Source organism: Streptosporangiales bacterium (genome assembly GCA_009379825.1).
Taxonomy (GTDB): Bacteria; Actinomycetota; Actinomycetes; order Streptosporangiales; family WHST01; genus WHST01.
In genome coordinates, this window is the sequence record WHTA01000009.1 from 47,797 (window position 1) to 73,373 (window position 25,577).

Annotated in this window: 27 protein-coding genes and 1 pseudogene; 12 read left to right on the forward strand and 16 right to left on the reverse strand. The window is 69.9% G+C overall.

What is annotated here, in order from left to right:
* Positions 1–9: 9 nt before the first annotated feature.
* The 3 genes from GEV07_06875 to GEV07_06885 all read left to right on the forward strand — a co-directional run bounded on the left by GEV07_06875 (position 10) and on the right by GEV07_06885 (position 1,723).
* Positions 10–585: a DoxX family membrane protein gene (locus tag GEV07_06875; protein MQA02442.1), complete on the forward strand. Its 576-nt coding sequence runs from the start codon at positions 10–12 to the stop codon at positions 583–585.
* A gap of 98 nt (positions 586–683) precedes the next feature.
* Positions 684–1,241 (forward strand): hypothetical protein, encoded by a 558-nt coding sequence (locus GEV07_06880; protein MQA02443.1) that lies wholly within the window; start codon positions 684–686, stop codon positions 1,239–1,241.
* A gap of 68 nt (positions 1,242–1,309) precedes the next feature.
* Positions 1,310–1,723, forward strand: a complete 414-nt coding sequence (locus GEV07_06885) for a DoxX family protein (GenBank protein MQA02444.1) — start codon at positions 1,310–1,312, stop codon at positions 1,721–1,723.
* Here GEV07_06885 and GEV07_06890 read toward each other — a convergent pair.
* From GEV07_06890 to GEV07_06905, 4 genes are read right to left on the reverse strand one after another with little or no spacing between them, the layout of a single operon-like run.
* The gene (locus GEV07_06890) at positions 1,489–2,730 is read right to left on the reverse strand and encodes a UPF0104 family protein (GenBank protein MQA02445.1); all 1,242 of its coding nucleotides are present in this window, start codon (positions 2,728–2,730) and stop codon (positions 1,489–1,491) included. The genes GEV07_06885 and GEV07_06890 overlap by 235 nt on opposite strands.
* A gap of 31 nt (positions 2,731–2,761) precedes the next feature.
* A complete protein-coding gene (locus GEV07_06895; GenBank protein ID MQA02446.1) occupies positions 2,762–3,298 on the reverse strand; it encodes a gamma carbonic anhydrase family protein in 537 nt (178 codons plus the stop codon).
* 25 nt (positions 3,299–3,323) lie between these two features.
* Positions 3,324–4,091 carry an enoyl-CoA hydratase/isomerase family protein gene (locus GEV07_06900; protein MQA02447.1) on the reverse strand — a complete coding sequence of 256 codons (768 nt, stop codon included), beginning with the start codon at positions 4,089–4,091 and terminating at the stop codon, positions 3,324–3,326.
* Positions 4,088–5,284, reverse strand: a complete 1,197-nt coding sequence (locus tag GEV07_06905) for a CoA transferase (GenBank protein MQA02448.1) — start codon at positions 5,282–5,284, stop codon at positions 4,088–4,090. The genes GEV07_06900 and GEV07_06905 overlap by 4 nt, the downstream gene beginning before the upstream one ends.
* A gap of 199 nt (positions 5,285–5,483) precedes the next feature.
* On the opposite strand from GEV07_06905, the gene GEV07_06910 reads away from it, so the two are divergent.
* Complete coding sequence (locus GEV07_06910) at positions 5,484–6,167, forward strand: FCD domain-containing protein (protein ID MQA02449.1); 684 nt, start codon at positions 5,484–5,486, stop codon at positions 6,165–6,167.
* Here GEV07_06910 and GEV07_06915 read toward each other — a convergent pair.
* Together GEV07_06915 and GEV07_06920 are read right to left on the reverse strand one after the other, a co-directional pair.
* Positions 6,164–7,468 carry an MFS transporter gene (locus GEV07_06915; protein ID MQA02450.1) on the reverse strand — a complete coding sequence of 435 codons (1,305 nt, stop codon included), beginning with the start codon at positions 7,466–7,468 and terminating at the stop codon, positions 6,164–6,166. The genes GEV07_06910 and GEV07_06915 overlap by 4 nt on opposite strands.
* Positions 7,469–7,546: 78 nt before the next feature.
* Positions 7,547–8,413 (reverse strand): hypothetical protein, encoded by an 867-nt coding sequence (locus tag GEV07_06920; protein MQA02451.1) that lies wholly within the window; start codon positions 8,411–8,413, stop codon positions 7,547–7,549.
* Positions 8,414–8,522: 109 nt separating this feature from the next.
* Between GEV07_06920 and GEV07_06925 the strand changes: the two genes are divergently transcribed.
* Positions 8,523–9,584 (forward strand): aminopeptidase, encoded by a 1,062-nt coding sequence (locus tag GEV07_06925; protein MQA02452.1) that lies wholly within the window; start codon positions 8,523–8,525, stop codon positions 9,582–9,584.
* 7 nt (positions 9,585–9,591) lie between these two features.
* Here the strand turns inward: GEV07_06925 and GEV07_06930 are convergent.
* From GEV07_06930 to GEV07_06960, 7 genes and pseudogenes are all read right to left on the reverse strand, one after another.
* A pseudogene (locus tag GEV07_06930) lies at positions 9,592–10,334 on the reverse strand (SDR family oxidoreductase).
* A 51-nt stretch (positions 10,335–10,385) separates the two neighbouring features.
* Positions 10,386–10,817 (reverse strand): hypothetical protein, encoded by a 432-nt coding sequence (locus GEV07_06935; GenBank protein ID MQA02453.1) that lies wholly within the window; start codon positions 10,815–10,817, stop codon positions 10,386–10,388.
* Positions 10,818–11,162: 345 nt separating this feature from the next.
* Positions 11,163–11,546, reverse strand: a complete 384-nt coding sequence (locus tag GEV07_06940) for a hypothetical protein (protein MQA02454.1) — start codon at positions 11,544–11,546, stop codon at positions 11,163–11,165.
* A 31-nt stretch (positions 11,547–11,577) separates the two neighbouring features.
* Positions 11,578–12,297, reverse strand: coding sequence for an ANTAR domain-containing protein (locus tag GEV07_06945; protein ID MQA02455.1), 720 nt, complete (start codon positions 12,295–12,297; stop codon positions 11,578–11,580).
* A 175-nt stretch (positions 12,298–12,472) separates the two neighbouring features.
* Positions 12,473–13,243: a SigB/SigF/SigG family RNA polymerase sigma factor gene (locus GEV07_06950; GenBank protein MQA02456.1), complete on the reverse strand. Its 771-nt coding sequence runs from the start codon at positions 13,241–13,243 to the stop codon at positions 12,473–12,475.
* A 127-nt stretch (positions 13,244–13,370) separates the two neighbouring features.
* Positions 13,371–13,862: a hypothetical protein gene (locus GEV07_06955; protein ID MQA02457.1), complete on the reverse strand. Its 492-nt coding sequence runs from the start codon at positions 13,860–13,862 to the stop codon at positions 13,371–13,373.
* Between the two features lie 98 nt (positions 13,863–13,960).
* Positions 13,961–15,040: a hypothetical protein gene (locus GEV07_06960; protein MQA02458.1), complete on the reverse strand. Its 1,080-nt coding sequence runs from the start codon at positions 15,038–15,040 to the stop codon at positions 13,961–13,963.
* A gap of 600 nt (positions 15,041–15,640) precedes the next feature.
* Here GEV07_06960 and GEV07_06965 point away from each other — a divergent pair.
* From GEV07_06965 to GEV07_06980, 4 genes are read left to right on the forward strand one after another with little or no spacing between them, the layout of a single operon-like run.
* Positions 15,641–16,801 (forward strand): M20/M25/M40 family metallo-hydrolase, encoded by a 1,161-nt coding sequence (locus GEV07_06965; GenBank protein ID MQA02459.1) that lies wholly within the window; start codon positions 15,641–15,643, stop codon positions 16,799–16,801.
* Positions 16,693–17,106 (forward strand): DUF997 family protein, encoded by a 414-nt coding sequence (locus GEV07_06970; GenBank protein MQA02460.1) that lies wholly within the window; start codon positions 16,693–16,695, stop codon positions 17,104–17,106. The genes GEV07_06965 and GEV07_06970 overlap by 109 nt, the downstream gene beginning before the upstream one ends.
* 5 nt (positions 17,107–17,111) lie before the next feature.
* Positions 17,112–17,435 (forward strand): hypothetical protein, encoded by a 324-nt coding sequence (locus tag GEV07_06975; protein ID MQA02461.1) that lies wholly within the window; start codon positions 17,112–17,114, stop codon positions 17,433–17,435.
* Entirely contained in the window at positions 17,335–18,597 is a 1,263-nt protein-coding gene (locus GEV07_06980; GenBank protein ID MQA02462.1) for a sodium/panthothenate symporter, read from the forward strand. Before GEV07_06975 ends, GEV07_06980 begins: the two co-directional genes overlap by 101 nt.
* Here GEV07_06980 and GEV07_06985 read toward each other — a convergent pair.
* Both GEV07_06985 and GEV07_06990 read right to left on the reverse strand, forming a co-directional pair.
* Positions 18,481–19,380: a PrsW family intramembrane metalloprotease gene (locus GEV07_06985; GenBank protein MQA02463.1), complete on the reverse strand. Its 900-nt coding sequence runs from the start codon at positions 19,378–19,380 to the stop codon at positions 18,481–18,483. The genes GEV07_06980 and GEV07_06985 overlap by 117 nt on opposite strands.
* A gap of 93 nt (positions 19,381–19,473) precedes the next feature.
* Positions 19,474–20,148, reverse strand: a complete 675-nt coding sequence (locus tag GEV07_06990) for a response regulator (protein ID MQA02464.1) — start codon at positions 20,146–20,148, stop codon at positions 19,474–19,476.
* Between the two features lie 92 nt (positions 20,149–20,240).
* Here GEV07_06990 and GEV07_06995 point away from each other — a divergent pair, with 92 nt between their 5' ends.
* Positions 20,241–21,584, forward strand: coding sequence for a HAMP domain-containing protein (locus tag GEV07_06995; GenBank protein ID MQA02465.1), 1,344 nt, complete (start codon positions 20,241–20,243; stop codon positions 21,582–21,584).
* A gap of 28 nt (positions 21,585–21,612) precedes the next feature.
* Complete coding sequence (locus GEV07_07000; protein MQA02466.1) at positions 21,613–22,440, forward strand: aldo/keto reductase; 828 nt, start codon at positions 21,613–21,615, stop codon at positions 22,438–22,440.
* An 8-nt stretch (positions 22,441–22,448) separates the two neighbouring features.
* Here the strand turns inward: GEV07_07000 and GEV07_07005 are convergent, their stop codons facing one another.
* Positions 22,449–23,798, reverse strand: a complete 1,350-nt coding sequence (locus GEV07_07005; GenBank protein MQA02467.1) for an amino acid permease — start codon at positions 23,796–23,798, stop codon at positions 22,449–22,451.
* A gap of 202 nt (positions 23,799–24,000) precedes the next feature.
* Here GEV07_07005 and GEV07_07010 point away from each other — a divergent pair, with 202 nt between their 5' ends.
* Complete coding sequence (locus tag GEV07_07010) at positions 24,001–25,521, forward strand: amidohydrolase family protein (protein MQA02468.1); 1,521 nt, start codon at positions 24,001–24,003, stop codon at positions 25,519–25,521.
* The last annotated feature ends 56 nt before the right edge of the window (positions 25,522–25,577 follow it).

Consider the following 25,577-nt stretch of genomic DNA (forward strand, 5'->3'; position numbering starts at 1 on the left):
CCCACGCGGATGGAACCGCAGCCGCCGGTGCAGGAACCGGCCCCTGCGTCGATCGAGCGAGAGGCGAAGCCGACTGGCGGATGGGCGCTCGCGGTGCTGCGTATCGCTACCGGGTTCATCTTCCTCTGGGCGTTCATCGACAAGACCTTCGGGCTCGGGTACGCGACGCCGAGGGAGGGTGCCTGGATCCAGGGTGGCGAGCCCACCAAGGGCTTCCTCTCGGGCCTGGAAGCCGGCCCGTTCCGCGAGATCTTCCAGAACATGGCAGGCGCCGGCTTGGCCGACTGGCTCTTCATGGTCGGGCTCCTCGGCGTCGGTGTCGCCGTCATCCTCGGCATCGGGCTGCGGATCTCCGCAGTCGCCGGGTCACTGATGATGTTGCTGATGTGGGTTGCGGAGTGGCCGCTCGCCCGTTTCGGTGCGGCCGGCGACCCGACCATGTCGACCAACCCGATCGTCGACTACCACATCATCTACGCCCTCGTCCTGATCGCCTGCGCCGTCGCATACGCCGGCCGCACGTTCGGGCTCGGGCGCCGCTGGGAGAAGCTCGGCTTCGTCGAGCGCAACCGGTGGCTGGTGTGACGCGCCCGTAGCAATCGGGGGCGTGCGCGTCACAGTCCGAGCGGGGAGGAGTCGGGGCCACGACTCCTCCCCGCGCCTGTACCTCCAGGAGGCGAGCGATGGTCGACGACAACCCTATGAGCCGGCCCTGCGACAGGTTGCGGGCGACTGCGCGCGTCTGGCTGGTCGTGATCCTCCTCGCCGGATGCGTGGGTGCTGTGTTCGCGGGGTGGGCGGCATACGACCAGCAACGTGCCATCGACCGGCTGGATGCCAAGTACGGCTACCGCGTCGATGCGCGGATCGTCGCCCGTATCTCTTCTTCCGGTGCACAGGACAACGCGGTCGTCCCTCATACCTACCGGCTCGCGTGGCGCGACGCAGCGGGGCGCCGCCACGTGGGGACCTTCGCCTCGATGACGACGAGCACCCGGAACGGCAGCATGCCCCTCTGGATCGACCACCGCGGCGAGGCGTCGATGACTCGACACACCGGCCGACAGGCAACGGCCGTCGGCGTTCTCACGGGAGTCTCGCTGGCCGCGGGTGCCGCCGCGGTAGGCACTGTCGCGTACCTGGCGTTCGTGTTCGTACTCGACCGCAGGCGAGCCGCCGCGTGGGCGGCGGAGTGGGCCGTGGTCGAGCCGCGCTGGCGGCGCGAGGTCCTCGACCTCTGAGGCGTGACAGCGCGGTGCCGTTGGGCAAGGATGGAATGGTCTCCGGAGAGAGGAGGGCCACGATGTCGATGGACGACAGCGCGGTCGCGCAGGGCAGCGGGCGTCGGTCTGCGGCGAACATCGTGATCTGGGTGCTCCAGGTGCTGCTGGCCGCCTACCTGTTGATCTTCTCCGCCCTTCCGATGGCCACCGGTCAGGAGTACATCGTGGAGACGTTCGACCGGGTCGGCTACGGTCAGTGGTTCCGCTACTTCACCGCTGTCGTCGAGTCTGCGGGTGCCATCGGCCTGCTGGTACCGCGGCTCGCCGGACTGGCCGCGCTCGGTCTGGTCGGCGTCATGATCGGTGCGGTCACCACGGAGCTGGCCGTCCGGAGCCCGTCGGGAGCGGTGTTGCCCGCAGTGCTCGGAGTGCTGTTCTGTGTGGTCGCCTGGTACCGGCGGGGCGACGTGAAGGCGTTCGTCACGATCTTCAGACGCTGACCGGCTTGCGCCAGCAGCACGAGCGCCCCCGGCAGGCTGGCGACGAGGGCGAGCACGCCGTACACCACCGCAGTGGCGACTCCGTGCGACGCGCCGAGCCCCGCCGCACCGAACGCCAGCGCACACCCGGCTTCCCTGGGTCCCCACCCGCCGATGTTGGTCGGCACTCCCATGGCGAGCAGTGCCAGCAGGAACAGCGGCAGGAGCTGCGTCACCGGTGCGGTCACGCCGGCGGTTCGTGCGGCGACGAGGAACATCGCGAGGTGACCGACGACGGTCGCCACGGACAGGATCACGACGCTCGGACAGGTGCGACGGCACAGCATCGTCACACGCGCTTCCGTGAACGCAGCGGCAACGCCGCTGCGCAGTCTGGAGTCGTTCTTGCCGTACCTCGCCCAGATGGCGGCCGCGACCGCGCAGGCGACGCCACCGGCCGGTACGGCCAGCAGCCCCGGGCTCGGGTCGAGCTTGTCGGCCGTCAGCGCGAACAGGGTGGGGTGCGCGAGCAGCGACGCTATCGCTATGACCACCAGCACGACCGCACCTGCCGTGCGCTCGAGTACGACGGCGCGCACGCCCCTGGCCGTGTTCCCCGCGAGCCGCCCGTGCCGCACGCCACGGTCGACGTCACCGAGCACGCCCGCGGGTAGCACGGCGTTGAGCAGCAGTGCGCGGTAGTAGCCGGCGATCGCTGTCGGCAGCGGCAGCGGCAGGTCGAGCCGGTGCGCGATCACCTGCCAGCGGATCGCGGTGCATATCGTGGTGAGCCAGCCGATCACGAGTGCAGCCAGCAGTGCCTGGGCGTCGATGGTGCCGAGCCCGCGGACGAACGCTTCCGTCCCCAGGCGCCAGCCGAGCACCACGAGGATCCCGATGCCGATGAGGCCCCGTAGCCACGGCCAGAGCCGGCGTGCCGATGCCCTGGGTCTCGATTCCGTTCGGTTGTTGGCTGGCGGATCGTAGGCCGTCGGCACGTGCGTGGTCCTCGTCTCGGCTCGCGTCATCGTGCCGACCAAGCGTATCGCGGTGCCTCGGTCAGACGGGGCGGGCGGTCGAGCCGTGTTGCTCGGCCCGCGTGACGTACTCCTGCCAGCCGTCGGCGACCCGGGCGCGTTCCTCGGCGGTGAGCTCCCGCTTCACGGTCGCCGGTATCCCGGCGACGAGCGAGCCCGGTGGTATCTCGGTGCCCTCGCGGACGACCGCCCCGGCGGCCACGAGCGAGCCCGCGCCGACCTGTGCGTCGTTGAGCACGGTGGCGCGCATGCCGATGAGGCAGTCGTCGCCGACGACGGCGCCGTGGATGACCGCACCATGACCGACGGTGACCCTGGCACCGATCCGGGTCGGTAGGCCGGGGTCGCAGTGCACGATGGCACCGTCCTGCAGGTTGGAGTCGGCCCCGACGCTGATTTCTTCGGTGTCGGCGCGCAGCACAGCGCCGTACCAGATGCCCACCCGCGGACCGAGCTCCACCGACCCGACGACCGTCGCCCCCACAGCAACGAACGCGGACGGGTCGATGCTCGGCTCCCGCCCATTGACGGCAAGCACACTGGCGCGGTCGTTGGTCATCCCTGGATCCTCCTGCCGGTAGGCATCATTGGCCAGCGAACCGTGGTGTCTCCTTGCGGAAGAACGCGGCGATGGCCTGCTTGTGGTCGTCGGTGTCCGACAGTGCGGCGAAGTGGTCGAGCTCGCGCGTGTACGCGTCCGCGAAGGCGAGGTCGGCGGCCTCGTGCAGCGCAGACTTGGCGCGGGCGACGGCGAGCGGTGCACGGGACGCGATCTCGGCTGCGATGCGCTGTGCTTCGGCCCGTTCCTCGCCTGCGGGCACCACCCTGGTCGCCACACCGAGACGGCCCGCCTCGTCGCCGGTGAACGTGCGCCCGGTCAGCACGATGTCCTTGGCCGCGGCGAGCCCGGTGAGGCGTACCAGCCTGCTGGTGCTCACGACCAGACCCACCTTCACCCCTGCGGCGCACAACTTGGTGTCGGCACTGACGACGCGGATGTCGGACGCCAGCGCGAGCTCGAACCCACCACCCATGCAGTAGCCGTGCACGGCGGCGACCACCGGGCAGTCGAGTTCTTCCAGCTGATCGTAGACGGCGTTGTCCTCGGCGAGGAACTGGCGAACGGTCGCCGGAGTCAGCTGCTCCTCCTCGCGGAGGTCGGCGCCGGCGCAGAACGCGCGGTCGCCCGCCCCGGTGACGACGACCGCCCGAATCCCGCCGTGGTCGCGCACCTGGCCGAGTACGCCGAGCAGGCAGTGCCGGACGTCGGCGGTGATCACGTTCACCGGTGGGTTGTCGATGGTGATCGTCGCGACGTGCCCGTCCACCGAGAGGCGTGCCTCGCCGCTCATCCGACGACACCCGCGGAACGCAGCTTGGTGATCCCCTCGGCGTCGTACCCGAGCTCGCGGAGGACGTCGTCGGTGTGCTCGGCAAGCTCCGGTGCCGGCGTGCGTACCGTCGCCGGGGTTGCGGAGAACTTGACGACCGGACCCACCGTTCGCGTCGAACCGGCGCGTGGATGCTCGACGTCGACGACCATGTCGCGTGCCGCGGTGTGCTCGTCGGCCAGCGCCTCTGGCACGGTGTTGATGGGGCCCGCAGGAATACCTGCCTCCTCGAACAGCGCGAGCCAGTGGCTGCGGTCGTGCTCCTTCGTCCGTTCCTCGACCAGCGGGACGAGCTGGTCGAGGTTGCGCATCCGGTCCGCGTTGGTGCCGAACCGCGGGTCGGTGGCCAGGTCGCTGCGCCCGATCACCGCACAGAACTTCGGCCACTGGCGTTCGCCGTCGGCGCCGACCGTCACGTAACCGTCGCGGCACGCGATCGCCTGGTACGGCGCGCTCAGCCGGTGCGCGGACCCGGTCGGCTGTGGAGTGCGGCCGGTGTAGAAGTACTCGGTCGCCTCCCACACGGACAGCCCGAGGCCCGCCTCGAACAGCGACGTCTCGACCCGTTGCCCGTTGCCGGTGCGGTCCCGCGCGACGAGCGCGCCGAGGATCCCGTAGACGGCGAACAGCCCGGCACCCAGGTCGGTGATCGGCGGGCCGGTCTTGACCGGCGGTCCGCCAGGCGTGCCGGTGACGCTCATGATGCCGGACATGCTCTGCGTGATCAGGTCGAGCCCGCCGCGTGCCGCGTAGGGCCCGGTCTGCCCGAAGCCGGAGATCGAGCAGTACACCAGCCGGGGGAGCTTGGCGGAGAGTTGCTCGTAGTCGAGCCCGAGGCGCGTGGCCACGCCTGGCCGGAAGTTCTCGACGAGCACGTCGGCGGTGGCGAGCAGCTCGTGCACCAGGTCGAGCCCGCGCTGCTGCTTGAGGTCGACGCTGACCGAGCGCTTGTTGCGGTTCACCGTCAGGAACGCGCCGCTGGTCTGCTGGTCGATGGCCGGATCCATGGCGCGGCTGAGGTCGCCGCGCCCTGGCACCTCGACCTTGACCACGTCGGCCCCGAGGTCCGCGAGCAGCATCGTCGCGAACGGTCCGGCGAGCACCTGGGTCAGATCCACGACCCTGATCCCGGCCAGTGCGGATTCGTCGCTCATGTCTTCCTCTGCAGATCTAATGTAAGACCATTGTTTTACATTACCAGTTGCTACCATGGAGGTGGCCGTCGCGTCGTGCAACGGCCGTGCCCGTCCGACGAGCTCCGATAGGGTGAGTGAACCCAATGATGCTTCCGCCGAGGAGTCGACCGTGAGCCTGCGGCTGGAACCACTCGACCGAGCCAAGACCTACGAGCTCGTGGTCCGCCGTATCCAGGAGGAGATCCTTGCGGGGCGCCTCCGTCCGGGCGACCGGCTTCCTGGAGAGCGTCAGCTCAGCGAGGTGCTTCAGGTCAGCCGTCCGTCGGTCCGGGAGGCGGTGCGAGTTCTCCAGGCCCTGGAGATCGTGCGCAGCCGCCCAGGCACCGGGCCGGACTCCGGGCTGATCGTCTCCACCGAGCCGGTGCGTGCCCTGTCCGATCTGCTGCGGCTGCACGTCGCGCTCACCAGCTACAGCGTCGCGGACGTACTGCAGGTGCGGATGTCGCTGGAAGACCAGGCCGTGCGCCTGCTCGCCGCGAGCGAGGACGTCGACACCACCCGGTTGCGCGAGCTGCTCGCGGAGATGTCCGTGCCCGGGCTCGACCCGGACACCTTCCACCAACTCGACACCGACTTCCACCTCGAGCTGGCCCGCGCGACAGGCAACGATCTCCTCGCCGACCTGATGCAGGCGCTGCGCGAGGCAGTACGCCAGACCATGCTGGACGCGTTCCTCGCCCACCCCGACTGGGACAGCTGGGTCGACGAACTGGTCGACGAGCACAGGGCGATCTTCGCCGCCGTCAGCGACGGCGACGGCGAGACCGCCGCCCGGCTGATCCGCGAGCACATCGGCGGGTTCTACGCCGCGCTGCAATACGGTGCGGAAGCGTCCCGCTAGCCGGCGGTGTTCACCGTCGCGGGTGCGACGCTCTCGTCCAGGTGGTGTGCCCGGTTGCGCAACCCGTAGACGCACAGGGTGGACACCGTTGCGACGGCCATGATGTACGCACAGATCAGCCACGGGCTGTTGCCACCCCAGATCAGCAACGTCGTCAGGATCAGCGGGGTCAGTCCGCTGGACACGATGCTCGCGAACTGGAAGACGACCGAGATGCCGCTGTAGCGGATGCGCGGCTCGAACAGCTCGGCGTAGAGCGCGCCCTGCGGCGCGAACATCATCGGGTAGGCGACGCCGAACACCACGACGAGCACCAGGGGCACCGCGATCCCGCCGACGCCGAAGAGCAGGAAGGCGGGGACTGCCACCACGCCGAGCAGTGCAGCTCCCGTACCGAACGTGCGGGTGCGGCCGAACGAGTCGGACACCCGCCCCCACGTCGGGATGAAGAGCACGCACACCGCTGCCGCGATCATGACGGCCGTCAGTGCGTCGTCCTCGGGGAAGCTCACCACGTCGGTCAGGTACGCGATGGAGAAGACCGCCCAGGTGTTGAAGCCGACGCCCTCGGCCCACTTGGTGCCCATCGCGAGCAGGATGGTGCTCTTCTTGGCGGAGACCACGAGGTCCTTCAGCGGCGCCTTCGCCACCTCTCCGGACTCCTGCAGCGCGCGGAAGGCCGGGCTCTCCATGATCTTCAGCCGGATCACCAGCCCGACGGCCACGAGCACTGCGGAGAACAGGAACGCCACCCGCCAGCCCCAGGCCTGGAACGCCGCACTCGTGGTCGCCCAGTTCAACAGCGAGAAGGCACCGGTCGCGAGCAGCAGCCCGACGGGCACGCCGATCTGCGGCCAGCTGCCGTAGAGGCCGCGCCGGCGTTTCGGCGCGTACTCCACGGCGAGCAACACCGCGCCGCCCCACTCGCCCGCGATGCCGATGCCCTGGAAGATCCGCAGCACGGTCAACAGCAGCGGTGCCCAGATACCGATGGTCGCGTACGTCGGCAGCAGGCCGATGAACGCGGTGCCCACGCCCATGATCATCATCGTGGTCACGAGTGCGGACTTGCGGCCGATCCGGTCGCCGAAGTGCCCGAAGAGCAGGGCACCGATCGGCCGGCCGAGATAGCCGGTCGCGAACGTGCCGAACGCGATGAGCGTCCCCACGATCGGCTCGCTGGCCGGGAAGAAGGCCTGGTTGAACACCAGGCTGGCAGCGAGGCCGTAGATGAAGAAGTCGTACCACTCGATGGTGGTGCCGATGGCGCTCGCGAAGGCTGCGATGCGGCGTTCCCGCACCGACGGTGCGGTCACACGGGTTGGCTGGACGGACACGGCATTCCTCCGGCGGGGACAGAGTTGCGGTGGGGGAGTTGCTCAGGGGTCGACGAGCGCGCCGTCGTGCATGACGACCTGGTCGCCGATCTCGATGGTGGGCGACCGGAACACCATGTCGACGTGTAGGCCGCCGTCGATCACGTCGATGCCGGGGTCGGCCGGCGTGGTGCCCACCGCGACGTGGGCGGTTCCGTAACATGCCTCGGCGCTCGTCACGTTGTCGATCAGCTTCGCCTGGTCGTTCAGGCCGATGCCGATCTCGCTGACGCCGAACGCGTTCGGGTTGTCCGCGGAGCGCAGCAGCCGCATCAGCTCCGCGCCCTGTGGGCCGCCGTCGATGTCGACGACGCGCCCGGACTCGACCTGGACCGTGAACGCCTCGTCCACCAGGCCGATCCCGACGCAGTACGCGTCGACGACCACGGTGCCGTTCGCGGTTCCCGCGACCGGCACCACCCCGGCCTCCAGGAACGGCGGTGCGCCGAACTGCCCCGGCTGGGTGGCCAGGCCGGTGAGCGCGCGCCCCGGCCGGCCCTCGGCGGAGACGGTGATGTCGGTGCCTGCCGCGCTGGTGAGCCGCATCCGGTCCGCGTTCGTCACGAAGTCGGCGACCCGCTCGATGCGCGGCGCGAGCGCGTGGAAGTCCGCGCAGACCGCGCCGGGGCCGCGGAGCATGTCGGCGTCGATGTCACCGATGAACAGGTAGCGCAGGCCGCGCTGCTGACCGTCCTGGCGCGCCTTGCTGTGTTGTACGAAGCGACTGGTCAGCTCGATGACGAGGGCCGCGCCGTGGAAGGCGGCGGCGGCGACCTCGGTGGGCCTGAGCTGGGCCTGCGGCCGCGGCCGCATCTGCACCACGGAGGCCTCGGCACCGGTCTCCTCGACGGCCGCGCGGAAGACCTCCACGATCTCGGCCGCAACCCGTCGCCGGTGAGCAACAGCACCTCTTCGTCCGGGCGAGGGTCACCACAGGCCACCAGGCGCCTTGCGGCCCCGGAGCAGTGTTTCGTCGGTCATGCGTACGGCTCCGCCTTCAGCTCTCGCTTCGCTTGTACGGCCGAATCCCCGGAGGGTGCTTACCCTTACCGAAGGCGTACAGATGTCAATGGCGAAACCGTTCGTCCTCGAACCCGCCCGCACGATCCTCCGCCAGTGCCTGAACGTCCGTCCGGGCGAGAACCTGCTGGTCATCTCGGACACCGGCACCGTCGCCTACGGCGAGGCGTTCGTGCTCGCCGGCAACGAGCTCGGCGCGGAGGTCGTCACCACCGTCATGGCGCCGCGCACCAAACACGGCGAGGAGCCGCCGGCGACGGTGGCCGCGGCGATGTGCGCTGCGGACGCGATCGTCGCGCCGACCACCTTCTCGGTGAACCACAGTGAGGCGCGGTTGGCGGCCAGCGCTGCAGGGGCGCGACTCATCTTCATGCCGGACGTGTGCGACGATGTCTTCCTCGACGGCTCGCTCGACATCGACTTCATGGAACGCAAGGCCGTCATCGACCAAGTGGCGCGCGTGCTGGACAACGGCACGGAGGTACGGGTGCGATCGCCGCGCGGCACCGACCTGTGGATGAGCATCGCCGCCAAACGCGCGGTGCCGCAGAGCGGCATCTGTCACGAGCCCGGCACGATCTCGCCGCCGCCGTGCATCGAGTGTGCCGTCGCGCCCGACGAGGGCACGACGACCGGGACGATGATCATCGACGGCGCGACCGTACCCGGCGGGCCGGTCACCGAGCCCATCACCGCGACGTTCGAGGCGGGCCGCATCGTCGCCCTCGACGGCGGCGCCGAGGCCGACCGGCTGCGCGCCACGCTGGACGGTTACGGCGACCCGAACATGTACTGTCCCGTCGAGATGGGCATGGGCATGAACCCCAAGGCGCGTATCGGCCAGGGTGGTCCGCTCGAGGACGAGGCGGAGTTCGGCACCATGCACATCGGCATCGGCAACGGCATCACGTTCGGCAGCTCGATCCGCGCGCCCGGCCACTGCGACCTGGTGATGCGCGACGCCGTCGTGGAGGTCGACGGGCAGGTGCTGCTGGCCGAATGCGAGCTCCACCTGCCGTGAGCCGCCGCTACGGCAGCCCGCCGGTGGCGCGGATGTTCTGTCCGGTCAGCCAGCGTGCGTCCGAGGTGGCCAGGAACGCGATCACGTCGGCGACGTCGGACGGCTGGCCGAGGCGGCCCAACGGGGTGAGCTGTTCGGTCAGCTGCAGGGTCTCTGCGGTGTTCGTGGACCGGAGCAGGTCGGTGTCGGTGGCGCCCGGTGCGACGGTGTTCACCGTCATGCCCCTGGGGGCGAGCTCGCGCCCGCGACGTGGGTGAACTGCTCCACGGCGCCCTTGCTCGCGGCGTAGGCGGCGAGACCGGGTGCGGCGAGCACGGTGTTGAGGGTCGACAGGTTGACGATCCGGCCGCCGTCGCGCATGTGCCTGGCGGCGAACTGGATGGCGACGAACACGGCCTTCGTGTTCACCGCAAGCACGCGGTCGTACTCGTCGTCGGTCAGGTCGGTGGAAGCTGGTCGGGGTGTGGGGCGCGGCGGCGTTGTTGACGAGGATGTCGAGGCCGTCAGGTGGTCGAGTGCCCGGTCGAGGAACGCGCGGGTGGCGGCCGGGTCGCCGAGGTCGACCTGGATGCCATGTGCGCGGCCGCCGCCGTGGTCGGCGGTCTTCTCCACGTCCAGCGCGGCCGCGGTGTTCTCGGCGTAGCCGAACACCACCGCGACACCGTCACGGGCGAGCCGGTCGACGACTGCCCGGCCGATGCCGCGCGAGCCGCCGGTCACGATGGCGGTCCTGCCCGCCAGTTCGCCCATCAGCTGGTCGACCATGGTCACTGATCGTAGAGGCAGCGACCCGGTAGCTTGCTACGGCAGCAGGTCGCTGATCCGACAGGCCAGCGACCGGGATGCGTCCTTCCCCGGCGTCTTGCACGCCTCCGACGACTCGCTCGGCGACGGCGAGGAGGACTCGGTCGACGGGGTCGTGGTGGGCTCGACCGGCGTGCTCGTCGTGGTGCTCGGTGAGCGCTTCAGGCTGGCCTCGGTGCTCGTCTGGGTCGTGGGTGCGGGGCTGTCGTCGCTGCCCTGGCGTTGCTTGCTGGAGGTGCTGCTGGCAGGGGTACTGCCTTCGGGGGCGTCCCCGCCGCCGGTGGTCCTGCGCGGGCTGCCCACGCCGTCCGCGCGAGGCGAGGTCGTCGCGGTGCGCACCGTGCGGGACGCGGACGTGGACTCGGTCAGCTGGCTCTTCGGGGTGGTGCTCGGTGCCCCTCCGGCGTCGACCGTGGGGCGGATGGTCATCCCGACGAGTATGCCGACGCAGGCGAGCGCGACCAGGCCGGCCCCGATCGCGTGGCGGACGGGGCGGCGCCTGGGGCCGCTGGGGGTGGTGGCTGCGGGGGTGATTCTTGCGTGTCGGCCGACCGACGTGCGGCGGGGCATGGTGGGGAATCCTCCTGGGGCGAGAGGACCGGCTACCTCTGGGGCGAGAGGACCGGTTCGTCCTGAACGTACCGACTCTAACCACCGGGCGTTATCAATTCGAGATCAACTGGCCGGGGTGTTGGGCCATGCGCGTACCGCACCAACGGACCGGTACTGCCTCACGCTGAGTGAGTGTGGACGTCGAGTGTGCTGGTCAGAGGCTCACAACGCGTCCCGGGCGGCGATCGCGTCGAGCTCGACGCGGGCCCGGAACGGCAGCTCGCCGACCGCGAAACAGGTGCGGGCCGGCAGGGGAGTGGGCAGGACGTCCAGGTAGACCTCGTCCATCGCGTTCCTGTCGGTCATGCTCGCCAGGTACACGGTGATCTTGACGACGTGCTCGAACCCGAGGTCCGCGGACGCGAGCGCGTCCTGCAGGTTGGCGAAGGCCTGCCGGGTCTCCGCGACGATGCCGCCCGGCACGATCTCGCCGTCGGCGACGCCGAGCTGCCCGGAGACGAACACGAGGCCAGCGGCCGTGCCGCGTACCCGGCTGTAGGGGTGCTGGGCGTCGGAGTAGCTGGCCGGTGCGGCGTTCTCGGTCATGCGACGACCGTACCTGTTGCCGGTCGTCGGTTCAGGCATCCGGGCTTCTCGACCTCCGCCGTACGTCGTTCTCGCTGGCGACCAGGCGCGCGGCCAGGTCGCGGAGCCTGGTGTTGCTGTTCTGCGACGCCCGCACGAGCAGGGTGAACGCCTCGTCCGTCGTCAGCTGGTGGCGTTCGGCGAGGATCCCGGTGGCCTGGCCGATCTGTTGCCTGGTGACCAGCGCCCTGGCGAGCTCCGCGTGGCCGCGCTCCTCGGCGATGGCGACTGCCGCATGCGCGGCGAAGACCTGTGCGACGTCGCGAGTGACCTCGTCGAACGCACCAGGCGTGTCGGAGTACAGGTTCAGCGCCCCCAGGGTGTCCGCATGGGTGTACAGCTGGATCCCCAGCGCGCTCCTGATGCCTCGCTCCACGGCCGCGGCGGCGAACTTGGGCCAGCGCTGCTCTTCGGCGAGGTCGTCCGACCAGACGACCCGGTCGTGCCAGAGCGCGGTGACGCAGGGCCCGTCGCCGAGCTGGTACTGCAGGTCGTGCAGGTCCTCCGACGCGGGGCTTGTGGTGGCGAGCGTCCGGCCACGCTGCTCCCGCCGCGCCTCGATGATCCCGGCCCGCCGACAGCCGGCGATGACGGCTACCGCCCGGTCGCAGACCTCGTCGAGCGTCGCCTGTGTCCCCGGGGCCGCCTCGAAGTCCCGCGCGGCATCGGCAAGCAGCTGCGCGACGTCCTGGCTGTCGCCGGAGTTCGCCATCGCTGCACCGTAACCCGGGTCGGGGAGGATGCCAACCGCGCGAACGGTTTGGTCGGCTCGTGGTGTGGTATCCGTGCTCTCAGCCGGGGGATGTCGAGAACAGTGCGTCCCCGGCGAGCTGGGGTACGCGCGACGCGGCCGGTCGCGCTCCCCAGCGCCTGGAGCGCCGCGGCGGTCAATCGGCGAGTTCCGCGCGCAGGGCGGCCAGTGTCTGCTGGAGCAGCCGGGAGACGTGCATCTGCGAGATGCCCAGCTGGTCCGCGATCTGGACCTGGGTCTTGTTCCCGTAGAACCGCAGCAGGACCATCTCCTGCTCTCTGGCCGGCAACCGGTCGAGCAGCGGCCAGAGAGCTTCGCTGACGACGAGGTCGTCGAACCCACCGTCCTCGACGGCGAGGGCGTCCAGCCGCGTCGGAGTATCGCCGTCAGCGGTGTCCAGAGGTGTGTCCAGGGACATCGGGGCGAACGTGTCATCGGCGGCGAGAGCGTCGGAGATCTCGTCCTCGTCGACATCGAGCTCGGCCGCGAGGTCGGCCACCGTCGGCGGCCGACCGTACCGCTGGGTCAGCTCGTCGGTGGCTGCGTTGATCCGCGCCTTGAGCTCCTGCAGCCGGCGGGGCACCTTGATCCAGCGACGGCGGTCGCGAAAGTGGCGGCGGATCTCACCGAGGACGGTCGGGCGGGCGAAGCTGACGAAGTCGACGCCACGGGCCGCGTCGAACCGGTCGATCGCCTCGACCAGGCCGACGTAGCCGACCTGCTGCAGCTCCTCGACGTCCTCGCCGCGGTTCGCGTACCGGCGCGCTGCCCACCGGACGAGCCAGTCGTACCTCCGCACCAGCTCGTCGAAGATACGTTCCCGTTCCGTGGCGTCGGTGCGGTCGTCGAGTCGGGCGAAGAGCTCTTCGTCCACGGCAGGTTGGGTGGTGTGAGGGACGGTGGTCATGAGGACGGCCTCTCGTGCGTTTACGTCGGCTCGGCCACCGGCCGGACCGACGAGCCTTGAGACCGACGGCACGTGGCTGAACCGTCGTAGATCTGAGAAGTATAGCGGCTTGATGGGCGCCGGACGTTTACGACGAGGCTCTTCGCTGCCGGCCGGCGGGGCTACGGCTGGACGCCTTCTTCGCGGTACGGCCACGACCGCCCCCGGACCGTTGACGCTGCGACGTGCTGCGCTGTGCGGGCTGTTCCCCGGTCTCGTCCGTCTCGTCGACGGGTTCGTCCTCGTCGGCTGGCTCCTCCTCGTCGGCCGGTGGGGAGCTGTCGCCGCGCAGCTGCTCGGCGCGGTGCTCAAGATTGTCGCTGAGCCGGTCGACGCCTCGGCTGGCCACGGCGCCGGCGGCCGCGGTGGTGTCCGCCAGGCGCACACGTACGTCGTCGAACAACGTCTGCAGCCCGGGCGCTTTCTGCACCAGCTCGGAACCCTGCTGTACCAAGGTCTTCAGGTTTCCTGTGCGTCCCACGGCAACTGCGCCGAGCATCAGCCCGAGCTTCATCTTCTTCGTACGCCCGAGCAGATAGCCGACGGCAACTCCTACCGCGACTGCCTTGCCATTCGTCACGCCGTTCTCCTTGCCCACCCCGGCATCGTGTCCGGGTGTATGGAGTGCGCTACCCGGTTCGTAGATCATTAACCGGTCGTCGCGAATCACGTCACTCCCTATTTGTCATGCTGCGGCGAAACCAGATATCGGGGAGTGGCCAGCGAGCTGGAGGTGGGCATCAGGCGCTGTTCGGGGTCGGTGAGGTCGAGTCCGGTGACCTCGCCGGCCTTGCGTACTCGGTAGCGCAAGGTGTTGGGGTGCACGTGGATCCGTTCGGCGGCCGCGGCGACGTTGCCGAACGCGTCGAGGTAGGCCAGGAGGCTCGCGGCGAGGTTCCCGCCGTGACGGGTGTCCCACCGCAGCAGCGTCCGGGCGTGGCCGTCCAGGAGGTCGTCGTGTTGGGTCATCAGCTGGTGGAGCCGGTCGACCTGGACGGCGGTACGCACCTCGTCGTAGCTGGCGACGCGGGTGGTGCCCGTGGGGGTGCGGCGCCGCAGCACCCGCAGCACCGCGTCCGCGTCCCGGTGCGATCGCGGCAGCTCCGCCAAGGTGCCGCTGACCGTGCCTGTCGCGGCCAGCACCGGTTGTCCCATGCTGTGCGCGGCGCGGTTCACCAGGTCGCGGGTGGTCTCCAGCGGGATGCCCGCTTCGCCGAGGTCGCAGAAGACCAGTTCGACCATGCTTCTCGATATCAGGCTCATCGTCGAGTGCTGGTACGCGGAGAGGTGCATGGTGAGCAGGTTGCTGAGCCGCCGACGGTTCTGCGGCTCCGGTGTCCACGCGATCAGCACGCCGCACGCCCTGTCCGGTTGCACGCCGAGCCAGCTGGCCGCGGCGTCGACGTCTGCGTCACCGGCAAGCAGCTGCAGCAGGACGCCCTCGTTGAACCGGCGCTGCGACAGTGCTCTCGTCTGCAGCCACACCAGGTGTCCGCTCGCCGCCGAGGCCGCGCTGCGCAGGATCGCGTCGGCGTCCGATGCCAGCTGCTCGCGGCCCTCGGCCACCCACATCGACCCGAGGATCTCCTCGCCGGCACGGATCATGATCGCCTTGCGGCGGCCGGCGCCGAGCTCGGGAACCGGAGGGACGGAGACGACCTCGTCGCTGCTCCACAACCGCTTGTAGACGCCGAGCTCGCGTAGCCGCTCCCGGTAGGCGAGCGGGCCGTGCTGGTCGGCGACGGCCTGGTGGCGCATGGCGTCGTCGTCGGGTCCGAGCTTGGACGCGGCGAGGATCTCCTGCTGCGGGCTGAAGATGACGACCGACCCGTTGACCGCGGACGCGATGCTGTTGGCGACCGCCGTGAGGTCGCTGGTGGGTGACCTCCGCGGCGCGGGTGCCGGTCGTCGACATCGCGTTGCGCAGCAGGCTCGATATCCGCGTCCAGCTCACCCCGGGTGCGACCGCCAGCAGCGCCACCTGATGCCGTTGCGCCGCTTTCGGTAGCGGCTCCTTCGCTGCCGCGGCGCCGCGGACGACGACGGCTGCGGCGTCGGCCGTGGCCACGGACTCCAGCAGCTTCTCGATGGCCGGCGCGTCGAGCCCGACGGCGAGGACGATCGTGCCGGGGTCGAGCGGTTCGGGTTGCTCGCGGTCGTGGATGACGACGTCGCTGATCGGTTGCTCGGCACGCCTTGCCGGCACCAGCCACGGCCAGAGTGTGGACGCGCCCACGGTCTCGATCACTGTGGTGAGCGTGCAAGCGGTCACGAGCAACCTCCAGTTGTGAGATCGAACGACGACGAGCGTAGTTGTTGTCCGATCTCACCACCTGCTGCGACTGCGGGGAACCGAGAATGTCTCCACCACAGCCGACCGGGAGGGCAGCAGCGTTGTCGGACTTCGTCACCCACCTGCGAACGCTCGTCGACGCCGAGTCGCCCTCGGCGGACCCGGCGGCCGTGACCGCTGCTCAGGACGTGCTCGACGAGCTGGGCTCGCAGCTGCTCGGCGTACGACCGGTGCGGCATCGTGACGTGCTGAGCCTGGAGTGGCGACTCGGCGACCCGGACGACGACAGGCGAGTGCTGCTGCTCGGGCATCTCGACACGGTCTGGCCACTGGGCACCCTGGCGCGCCGTCCGCTCGACGTCGCCGACGGGCGGGTCACCGGCCCCGGCATCTTCGACATGAAGGCCGGTGTGGTGGTCGGGCTGCACGTGCTGGCCGAGCTCGGCAAGGAAGTCCCCGTCAGCCTCCTCGTCACGGGTGACGAGGAGATCGGGTCCGTGACGAGCCGCTCCCTGATCGAGCGAGCCGCGCACGGCAGCCAGGCGTGTCTGGTGCTTGAGGGCGCCCGACCCGACGGTGCGGTGAAGTCCGCCCGGCGCGGCTGGTCGTTCTACACCGTCGAGTTCCACGGCGTCGCAGCGCACGCCGGGCTCGAACCCGACAACGGGGTCAACGTGCTTCCAGCGCTCGCCGACGCGGTCGTCCAGGTGGGCCGGATCCGTGCCGAGTTCCCCGGTGCCACGCTGAACCCGACGACCGCCAGGGCGGGCACCACGAGCAACACCATCCCTGACCACGGGGCGGTGACCGTCGACGTGCGGTGTTCCACGGCCGACCAGCAGCGTGCCGTCGACGACGCGATGCGGCAGTTGGTCGACGGTCTCGCCGGGGACGTACGCGTCGACCTGCACGGCGGGGCGAACCGGCCACCCATGCAGGCAGGTGCCGACCACGGGCTCGTCGATCGGCTGCGGAGCACGCAGCGTCGACTGGGCTTCGGCGAGTCCGGCGACGTCTCTGTCGGCGGGATCTCGGACGCCAACCTCACCGCAGCGATCGGCGTACCGACGCTCGACGGGCTCGGCGCGGTGGGCGGCGGACCGCATGCCGAGCACGAATGGATCGACCTCGTACGTACCCGCGAACGGGTGCCGACGCTTGCCGCACTCGTCCGCGACCTGCTGGACAACCCATTGCCGACACGCGACATGGCGGAAGACACATGACCAGACGAGCACCCGAAGACACCGACTTCGAACACGACCCTCGGTACGCCGTCGCGAACCGTGAGGCGCTGTGGGGCGTCGCTTACTGGGTCCTGTTCACCGTAGTCATCTCCATGGTCGCCTGGCTGCTCGGCGGCAACCGCCGTGCCGCCGACCTGGATTTCGTCCTCGGCTTCCCGGCGTGGTTCTTCTGGTCGTGTCTGGTGGCAACGGTGCTCCTGTCGCTGCTGCCGATCTGGCTCGTCCGCCGCTACTTCACCGAGATGTCCCTGACGTCGGACGACGACACGGAAACCGAGGAGTGATCGGCATGCGATGGGCGCTCGTTCTCCCCGTTGTCGCGTACGTCCTGCTCCTGCTGCTCATCGGTGTCTGGGGGATGCGCCGGCAGGCTCGCGTCGAGACCGGCGACAAGGTGGGCGGCTACTACCTCGGCGGCCGCTCACTGGGCTGGCTCGCCCTGGTCCTCACGCTGTTGGCGAGCGCGGCGAGCGCCGGCACGTTCGTCGGCGGGCCCGGTCTGGTCTACCAGGGTGGTTACGGCTGGGTGCTGGTGTCGATCTGCAGGTGCCGACGGCCTTCGTCGCGTTCTGCCTGCTCGGCAAGCGGTTCGCCATCCTCAGCAGGAAGCTGAACCTGATCACGATCACCGACTTCTTCAAGCAGCGTTACGAGAGCGCGCTCTCGTGGTGCTGATCTCGGTCGGCGTCCTCGTCCTGCTGGTGGCGTACATGGCGCCGCAGTTCGTCGCCGGCGCCCGGCTGCTGCAGGCGGTCAGCGGCGTCGACTACACGACACTGCTGGTGATCTTCGCAGGCGTGGTGCTGGTCTACATCGGACTCGGCGGCTTCCTCGCCTCCGCGTTGACCGACGCACTGCAGGGCATCCTCATGTTCTTCGGCGGCATCGCCGTCTGGATCGCTCTGCTCACCGCCGCGGGCGGGCTCGGCGGGGTCAACACACAGGTGATGGACACGAAACCCGAACTGTTCACGCTGCCAGGGCCCGGCGGGTTCACGTTGTCGATGATCATGTCGTACTCGCTGCAGCTCGGCCTGATGATCTGCGTGCTGCCGCATCTCGCGGTCCGCGCGATGAGCTACAAGGACTCCAAGTCGGTGCACACCGCGATGATGGTCGGCCCGATCATCATGGTCGTCATCACGTTGGGCTTCCTCACCATGGGACTCGTCTCGCACCAGTTCCACCCGAACATGGAGGTCGGCGACCTCGCGCTGCCGCGTACGGTGGTCGACGTCCTGCCCGACGGCATAGCGGGCATCGTGTTGGCGGCGCCGCTCGCCGCCGCCATGTCGACCGTCGACTCGATGATCCTGATCGTGAGCGGAGTCGTCGTACGCGACCTATTCACGAACTTCGTCAACCCCCGCGTGTCCGACGGCACCGCCAAGCGGATGGCGTCCGGGGCCAGCATCGTCATCGGTCTGGTGGTGCTGCTCCTGGCCCTTGAGCCGCCGAACTACCTCGAGTACCTGGTGATCTATGCGATCGGTGGCCTCGAGGTGGTGCTCTTCGTGCCGCTGCTCGGCGGGCTGTACTCCAAGCGCGGCAACGCGCTCGGCGTCGTGCTGGCCATGGTCGGGGGCGCCGGTTGGTACGTGGTGGCCAACGAGTGGGTGCCCGACCTCGCGTTCGGCATGTTCCCAATCGCGTCGTCGTCACTGGTCTCGGTGCTCGGCTACGTGGTGGGATCCGCGGGCGGCAGACCGCCACGCCGGGAGGTGCTGGTGAAGTTCTGGGGCACCCAAGCCGAGATCGACCGACTGTCGGCCTGAGCCGTCCCGGCGCTCCGCGCGATGCATCCGCCAGGCGACGAGCATCAGCGTGCCGAAGCTGACGCCCGCGACCACCAGGTGGCCGATTGCACCGACGCCACTGTCCCAGGTGGCGTGCAGGACGACGACGCCGGCGAACACCAGGAGGAAGTGCAACCAGGCCAGCCCGCGGCGTCTGGCGCCGCGGACGGCGAACAGGGCAGCGCAGGCCAGGCCCGTCCATGCCGCGTGGCCGCTGGGTGAGGCGACGGCGCACAGCAACAGCAGGCTGGTGACCGACGCCAGCTGGCCGTGGCTGTGGAGCAGCTCGACGAACGCGTATCCCATCGTCTCCAGCGCGGCGAAGCCACTCCCCACGGATACGCCGAGCACGAGCCCGTCGATCGCTCGCGGTCGCCGCCAGGCGAGCAGGACGGCGGGCACGGCGAGCTTGGCGGTCTCCTCGATCAGGCCGATGAGTGCCGTGGGCAGAGAGCCCAGCGCGCGCATCGTCTCGAACTCGAGTTGGCCGGCGACGATGGCGCCGATGACGCCACCGAGCACCGCGCCGGCGAGGAGGTCGCCGCTCGACAGCCGCTGCGACAGGTTGCGTTCCACGACGAACGTGCTGAACGTCACCGGCACCACGGCGGCGCCGAGGAGCAGCAGCGAAGGAACGTACACCGGGGTTGCCACTGTTGCGGAGCGCGGCGAGCACCGCGACGTACAGCGCGAGCCCGACGAGGAGTACGGCGAGCCAGCGCAGGTGCAGCCGCGGGAACCTGCGCGGCTTCTGCTGTGCAACGGCGATCATGGAGTGCCCTTCCGAAGCTGTGTAGTGACCTCTTCGGTTGCACTCTGCGCCGACGTAGATGAGAGCTTGATGAGTGTTTCTGATCAGCCGTCCGGGTCGAGCCGGTAACCGGCGCCGCGGACGGCGCGGATGCTCTTCCGGCCGAACGGGCGGTCGACCTTGTCGCGCAGGTAGCGGACGTACACGTCGACGACGTTGGACCCGCCGTCGTAGGCGAAGTCCCAGACGTGCTCGATGAGGTACGTACGGCTGAGCACCTCACCGCAGCGACGCATCAGCTCGTACAGGAGCGCGAACTCCTTCGGGGAGAGCGCGATGTCGGTGCCGCCGCGGTCGACGGCTCGGGTGCTGGGGTCGAGCGTGAGATCTCCGACCCGCAGCGTGGCCGGACGTTCGAGCGGGTCGCGACGGGTCAGCGCGCGGATACGGGCGAACAGCTCGGCCAGCGCGAACGGCTTGGTGACGTAGTCGTCGGCACCGGCGTCCAGCCCGTGCACCCGGTCGGGCACGGCGTCGCGCGCGGTGAGCATGAGCACGGGTACCCAACGCTGGGCGGCCCGAATCCGCCGGCACACCTCGAACCCGTCCGGCGGCGGGATCATGGCGTCGAGCACGACCGCGTCGTACGCGTTCTCGAGGACGCTCCACAGAGCGTCCTCGCCGTTGTTCGCCGTGTCGACGGCGTAACCCTCGCGCCGTAGCCCGCGGACGAGCAGCGAGGCCATACCCGGGTCGTCCTCGACCACGAGGACTCTCATGGCGTCAAGATTAGGCGCATCGCTTCCGCGCATGGGGCAAGAGTGACCGGGCGCGGATGAGAACATCATGAGGACGCGGGAGGTGAGGCGGAGTGCGGTGGTTGCCGCGGTCGCTGCGCGGCCGCATCGTGCTGGGGTTCGCGCTCGGCGCGTCGGCCGCGCTCGTGCTGTGCCTCGTCTTCCTCTACATGCTGCTCGACCGGCAGCTCGGGGCCGCGCTGGACAGCGGCCTCACCGGCCGGGCGGCCGACCTCACGACGGCGTCGACAGGGGGAGACGTCTCGGTCATCCGGCGTGATCCCATGGCGCAGCTGTACACGTCCGACGGCAGCGTCGTCGCCAGCTCCGCGTCGCTGGACGGCCGGCTGCTCGATGTCCGGGAGGTGCGGGTGGTCGACGGCGAGGCGTTCTCCACCCGGAGGTTGTCGTTGCGGCAGGGCCAGGTGGCCGAGCCGGTGCGGCTGCTGTCGCGACAGCTCACCGACGGGCGCGTGCTGACCGTCGGTGTGTCCGCCGGGCCGGTCGAGGCGGCCGGGGTACGGCTGCTCGTGGTGCTCCTGGTCGCGGCGCCGCTGCTGGTGGGCATCCTGTCCGCGGCCGGCTGGCTCGTCGTGCGCGCTGCGCTGCGGCCGGTCGGCGTGCTGACCAAGGAGGCGGCCGCGATCTCCTCGTTCGACACCGACCGCCGCCTCCCGACCGTGCCGGGCGACGACGAGATCGCCCGGCTGGCCCGCACGCTCGACGACATGCTCGCGCGGCTGGACGTCGCGTTCGCCAGGGAGCGGACGTTCGTCGACGACGCGAGCCACGAGCTGCGTACGCCGATCGCGGTGCTGCGCGGCGAGATCGAGCTCGCGCTGTCCGCTGCCGACGACCCCGCGGAGGTGGAACGGTCGCTGCGGGCCGCGCTCGGACAGGCCGACCGCCTCGCCGAGCTCGCCGACGACCTGCTGCTGCTCGCCCGCGCACAAGACGGCAGGGTCGTGGTGGAGCGCAAGCCGGTCGACGTCCTCGACCTGGCAGCCGCGGAGGCGGGCGCGCTCGAGCGTGCACTCGGCTTGCGCGTGGCGGCGTCCGGTGCCCCGGTCGTGGTGGCCGGCGACGCCAACCGGTTGCGGCAGGTGCTGGCCAACCTCGCGGCCAACAGCGCCGCGGCCGGCGCGGCGACCGTCCAGGTGCACGTGTCGCGCGGCCGCGACACGGTGACCATCGAGGTCAGCGACGACGGCCCGGGATTCCCGCCGCACCTGATGGCGTCCGCCTTCGAACGCTTCGTCCGCGGCGACCATGCCCCCGGACGCCAGGCCGGCGCCGGACTCGGTCTCTCCATCGTGCACGCTCTGGTTACCGCCCACCGAGGCACGGTGACCATCGGGAACGCCCACCCGCACGGTGCCGTGGTCACCATCACCCTGCCCGCCGACCTCGTCGACTAGGCCGCACCAGACCTGAAAGGCTGGGTACATGCCAAAAGCACCCGACGTACGGCTGAACGACGGCAGGTCGATGCCACGGCTCGGGCTCGGCGTCTACAAGGTCCCGCAGGCCGAGACGGTCGACGTGGTTCGTACGGCCGTGGACGCCGGTTACCGCAGCATCGACACCGCGACGCTGTACCGCAACGAGGCGGAGGTGGGCCGCGCGGTCAGGGAGTGCGGTGTGCCGCGTGCGGAACTGTTCGTCACCACCAAGCTGTGGAACGACAGCCACGGTCACGACGCCGCGCTCGCCGCGTTCGACGAGAGCATGGCGCGGCTCGCGCTCGACTACGTCGACCTGTACCTCATCCACTGGCCGGTGCCGTCAGTCGACAGGTACGTCGAGACCTGGCGCGCGTTGCTCCGGCTGCAGGACGAGGGCCGCGCCAGGTCGATCGGCGTCTCGAACTTCACCGAAGCGCACCTCACCAGGCTGTTCGACGAGACCGGCGAGGTGCCTGCGGTGAACCAGGTCGAGCTGCACCCGCAGCTCGGCCAGCCGGAGCTGCGCGCGTTCCACGCCGAGCACGGCATCGTGACCGAGGCATGGGCGCCGCTGGCGAGAGGCTCGCTGCTCGAACACCCGGTGATCACCGGCATTGCCGACCGGTACGGCCGCACACCCGCGCAGGTGGTACTGCGCTGGCACGTGCAGCACGACACCGTGGCGATCCCGAAGTCGGTGAACCCGGAACGTATTCGTGCGAACATCGCCGTGTTCGACTTCGCCCTCGACGTCGGGGACATGGCAGCCATCGACGCCCTCGACTCCTCGTCGCGCACCGGCAACCACCCGGACGACGTCGGCCCGTGACGCTGCGGTCAACCGCGGCGCCTTACAACGAGGTGGTTGACCAGCCAGAGCGCCACTCCGATCAACAGCATCACACCGGCGCGCAGTAGGACCGCTGGCTCCTGTTGGGTCAGCAGGACGACGCATACGACGGCGCCGAGCACCGGGAGCACCGTAGGTGCCTTGAAATGCTTGTGCTCGACACGTTCCTTGCGCAGCACCAGCACGGAGACGTTGACGAGGGTGAAGATGGCCAGCAGCAGGGTGACGGTGGTGGTGGCGAGCACCGTGACCTCACCGGTGAAGACGAAGACCGCCGCGGCGGCGATGGTGACCGTCGACGCGATCCACGGTGTTCTCCTGGTCGGGTGAACGGTCGCCAGCACCTTGTGCAGCACCTTCTGGTCCGCCATCCCGTACAGCAGTCGCGAGCTGGACATCAGGTTGATGAGCACGCTGTTGCCCACCGCGATGGCGGCGATTGCGGTGAACAGGACGTCGGGGATGCCGAGCGGGCTGAGGCGCACCGCTTCGAGCAGTGGCGCGTTCGAGCCCGCGAGCCGGTCGCCGCCGGCGACGACCGAGACCAGGATCGCGATCGTCAGGTACACGCCGGCCGCCACCAGGACCGCGATGGTCAGCGCGCGGGCACAGGTACGTGCGGGATCCTTGGCCTCCTCGGCCATGTTGGCGGCGTCCTCGAAGCCGATGAAGGCGAAGAACGCAAGGCTCGTAGCGGCGAAGATCACCGCGACCAGTCCACCGTCGGGTGCGGAGCCGCCGGTCGCGTCCATGTCCGTGAGGTTGGCCGCACTTCCGGTGCCTACGGCGATCGCCGCGACGGCAGCCACGATCACCAGTGCGAGCCCGCCGAGCTCGACGAGGGTCAGCACGGTGTTCGACCGTGCCGACAACTGCACGCCGAGGATGGTGACGGCGCCGAGTGCCACGACGAGCACGACTGCCGTGATGACCGCAGGGACCGGGACGATCTCCGCGACGTAGCCCCCTGCGGCGAGCGAGAGCGTCGACGCGGAGTTGATCGCGGAGGCCACCATGGCGAACGCGACCATGAAGGCGAGGAACGGGCTGCGGAATGCCTGCAGGACGTACGTCGACGCACCGCCCGCACGCGGGTACTTGCTGGAGAGCTCCGCGTAGCTGAACACGGTGAGCACCGCAAGCACGAGCGCCAGCATGAACGGGATCCAGAGCGCACCGCCGACCTGCGCGGCCATCTCGCCGACCAGTGCGTAGATCCCGGCGCCGACCACGTTGCCGAGGCAGATGAAGACCAGCTGCCGCAGGTTGAGTCCGCGATGCAGGCGGGTCTCCGTGGTCGCGGCGGCCGGCTGATCGGGGGTACTCGCCTGGGTCATGCGCTACCTCGTCGCAGGGCTCGTCAGTGGTCGACACACCTCACCCGAGATACCCGTGCGAGTCAAGGTCGTCGCGTCGGCGCGGACGTACCGGCCACCCTCGGCCGTGCGTGGAACTGCCTCCCGAGGAGCAGCATTGCCGCAGCGCGCACGGTAGCCCTCGAAATTTGCGAATGCGCCCGGCTCCTTGCCTCGCGGGCGGATCGTACGCAGACTTGCAGCGGCGGCTGGTGGCAGCACGGCAGTGACGGGAGCGATCGGCGTGCACGATCTTGTCTTGCAGGGTGGCCGGGTCATCGACCCGGAGACGGGTGTCGACGCCGTGCAGGACGTCGCCGTCACTGATGGTCGGCTCGCGGCCGTGGGCGAGCAGTTGCGGGGGCGTACGGAGCTCGACGTTGGCGGCCACGTCGTCAGCCCCGGGTTCATCGACCTGCACAGCCACGGGCAGGACGTTCCCGAGCAGCGGCTGCAGGCACTGGACGGCGTGACGACCGCGCTCGAGCTGGAAGGCGGCGCGCATCCCGTCGAGGCGAGCTACCGCAGAGCGGCAGCCGAAGGCCGCCCGATCCACTACGGGTACTCGGCGTCGTGGGCGGTCGCCCGTATGCGGGTGGTAGCCGGCGTCGATGTCGGCGGCGACATCCATGCGTTCCTCGCGCAGGTGGCCAGCCCCGCCTGGCAGGCTCCAGCCACCCGGGCACAGCTCGACTCGATACTCGAGGCGCTGGCCGAGGACCTGGCCGCCGGGGCGCTTGGCATCGGAGTGTTGCTCGGCTACGCGCAGGACTGCGACCCGGCGGAGTACGTCGAGCTCGCCGGGTTGGCGGCGAGAGCGGGTGCGCCGACGTACACCCATGCCCGTGACCTGGTGGAGGTGCGTCCCGAGACTGCGGTCGACGGCGCCGCGGAGATCGTACGTGCGGCGGCCGAGACCGGCGCGAGCATGCACTACTGCCACGTCAACAGCACGTCGACCAGGCACATCGACCGGGTGCTCGGACTGGTCGGGCAGGCACGTGCGGAAGGCGCCAGGGTCACCACGGAGGCGTACCCGTACGGCGCAGGGATGACGGGCATCGGCGCGTCGTTCCTCGCACCTGAGCACCTCGCCGAGCGTGGCCTGACGCCGCAGTCGCTGCTGTATGCGCCGACGGGGGAGCGGGTCGCCGATGCGGAGCGGCTGGCCGAGCTCCGTCGTACCGACCCGGGTGGGTTGGCGGTCGTCGAGTCGCTGCGCGACGACCGTCCGGACGAGTTCGCGTTGGTGAAGGCCGCGATGTCCGCTGCTGGTTCGGTGGTCGCCAGCGACGCGATGCCGCTGCACTGGCCGGGTCAGCGGCCGGACTCGATGGCCTGGCCGTTGCCGGCGGGTGCGGTGACCCACCCGAGGGGCGCGGGCACGTATGCGAGGACGTTCCGGCTGGTCCGCGACGAAGCCCTGTTCGACCTCGCGGAGGCGATCTCGCGCTGCACTCTCATGCCGGCACGGGTGCTCGAGGACGCGGTGCCTGCGATGCGCCGCAAGGGCCGCATCCAGCCGGGCTGCGACGCCGACCTGGTCGTGTTCGACCCCGACCGGATCAGCGACCAGGCGACCTACACCGACACCACCCGCCCCTCCACCGGCATCCGCCACGTCCTGGTCGACGGCACGTTCGTCGTCCGTGACTCCCACCTGCAGCCCGACACTCTCCCAGGCCGCCCCGTCCTCGCCGGGTGAGCATTACCAACATGCGAGAACTTGGTTGCCAACAGGTTGGGATGCACGCACGCTCG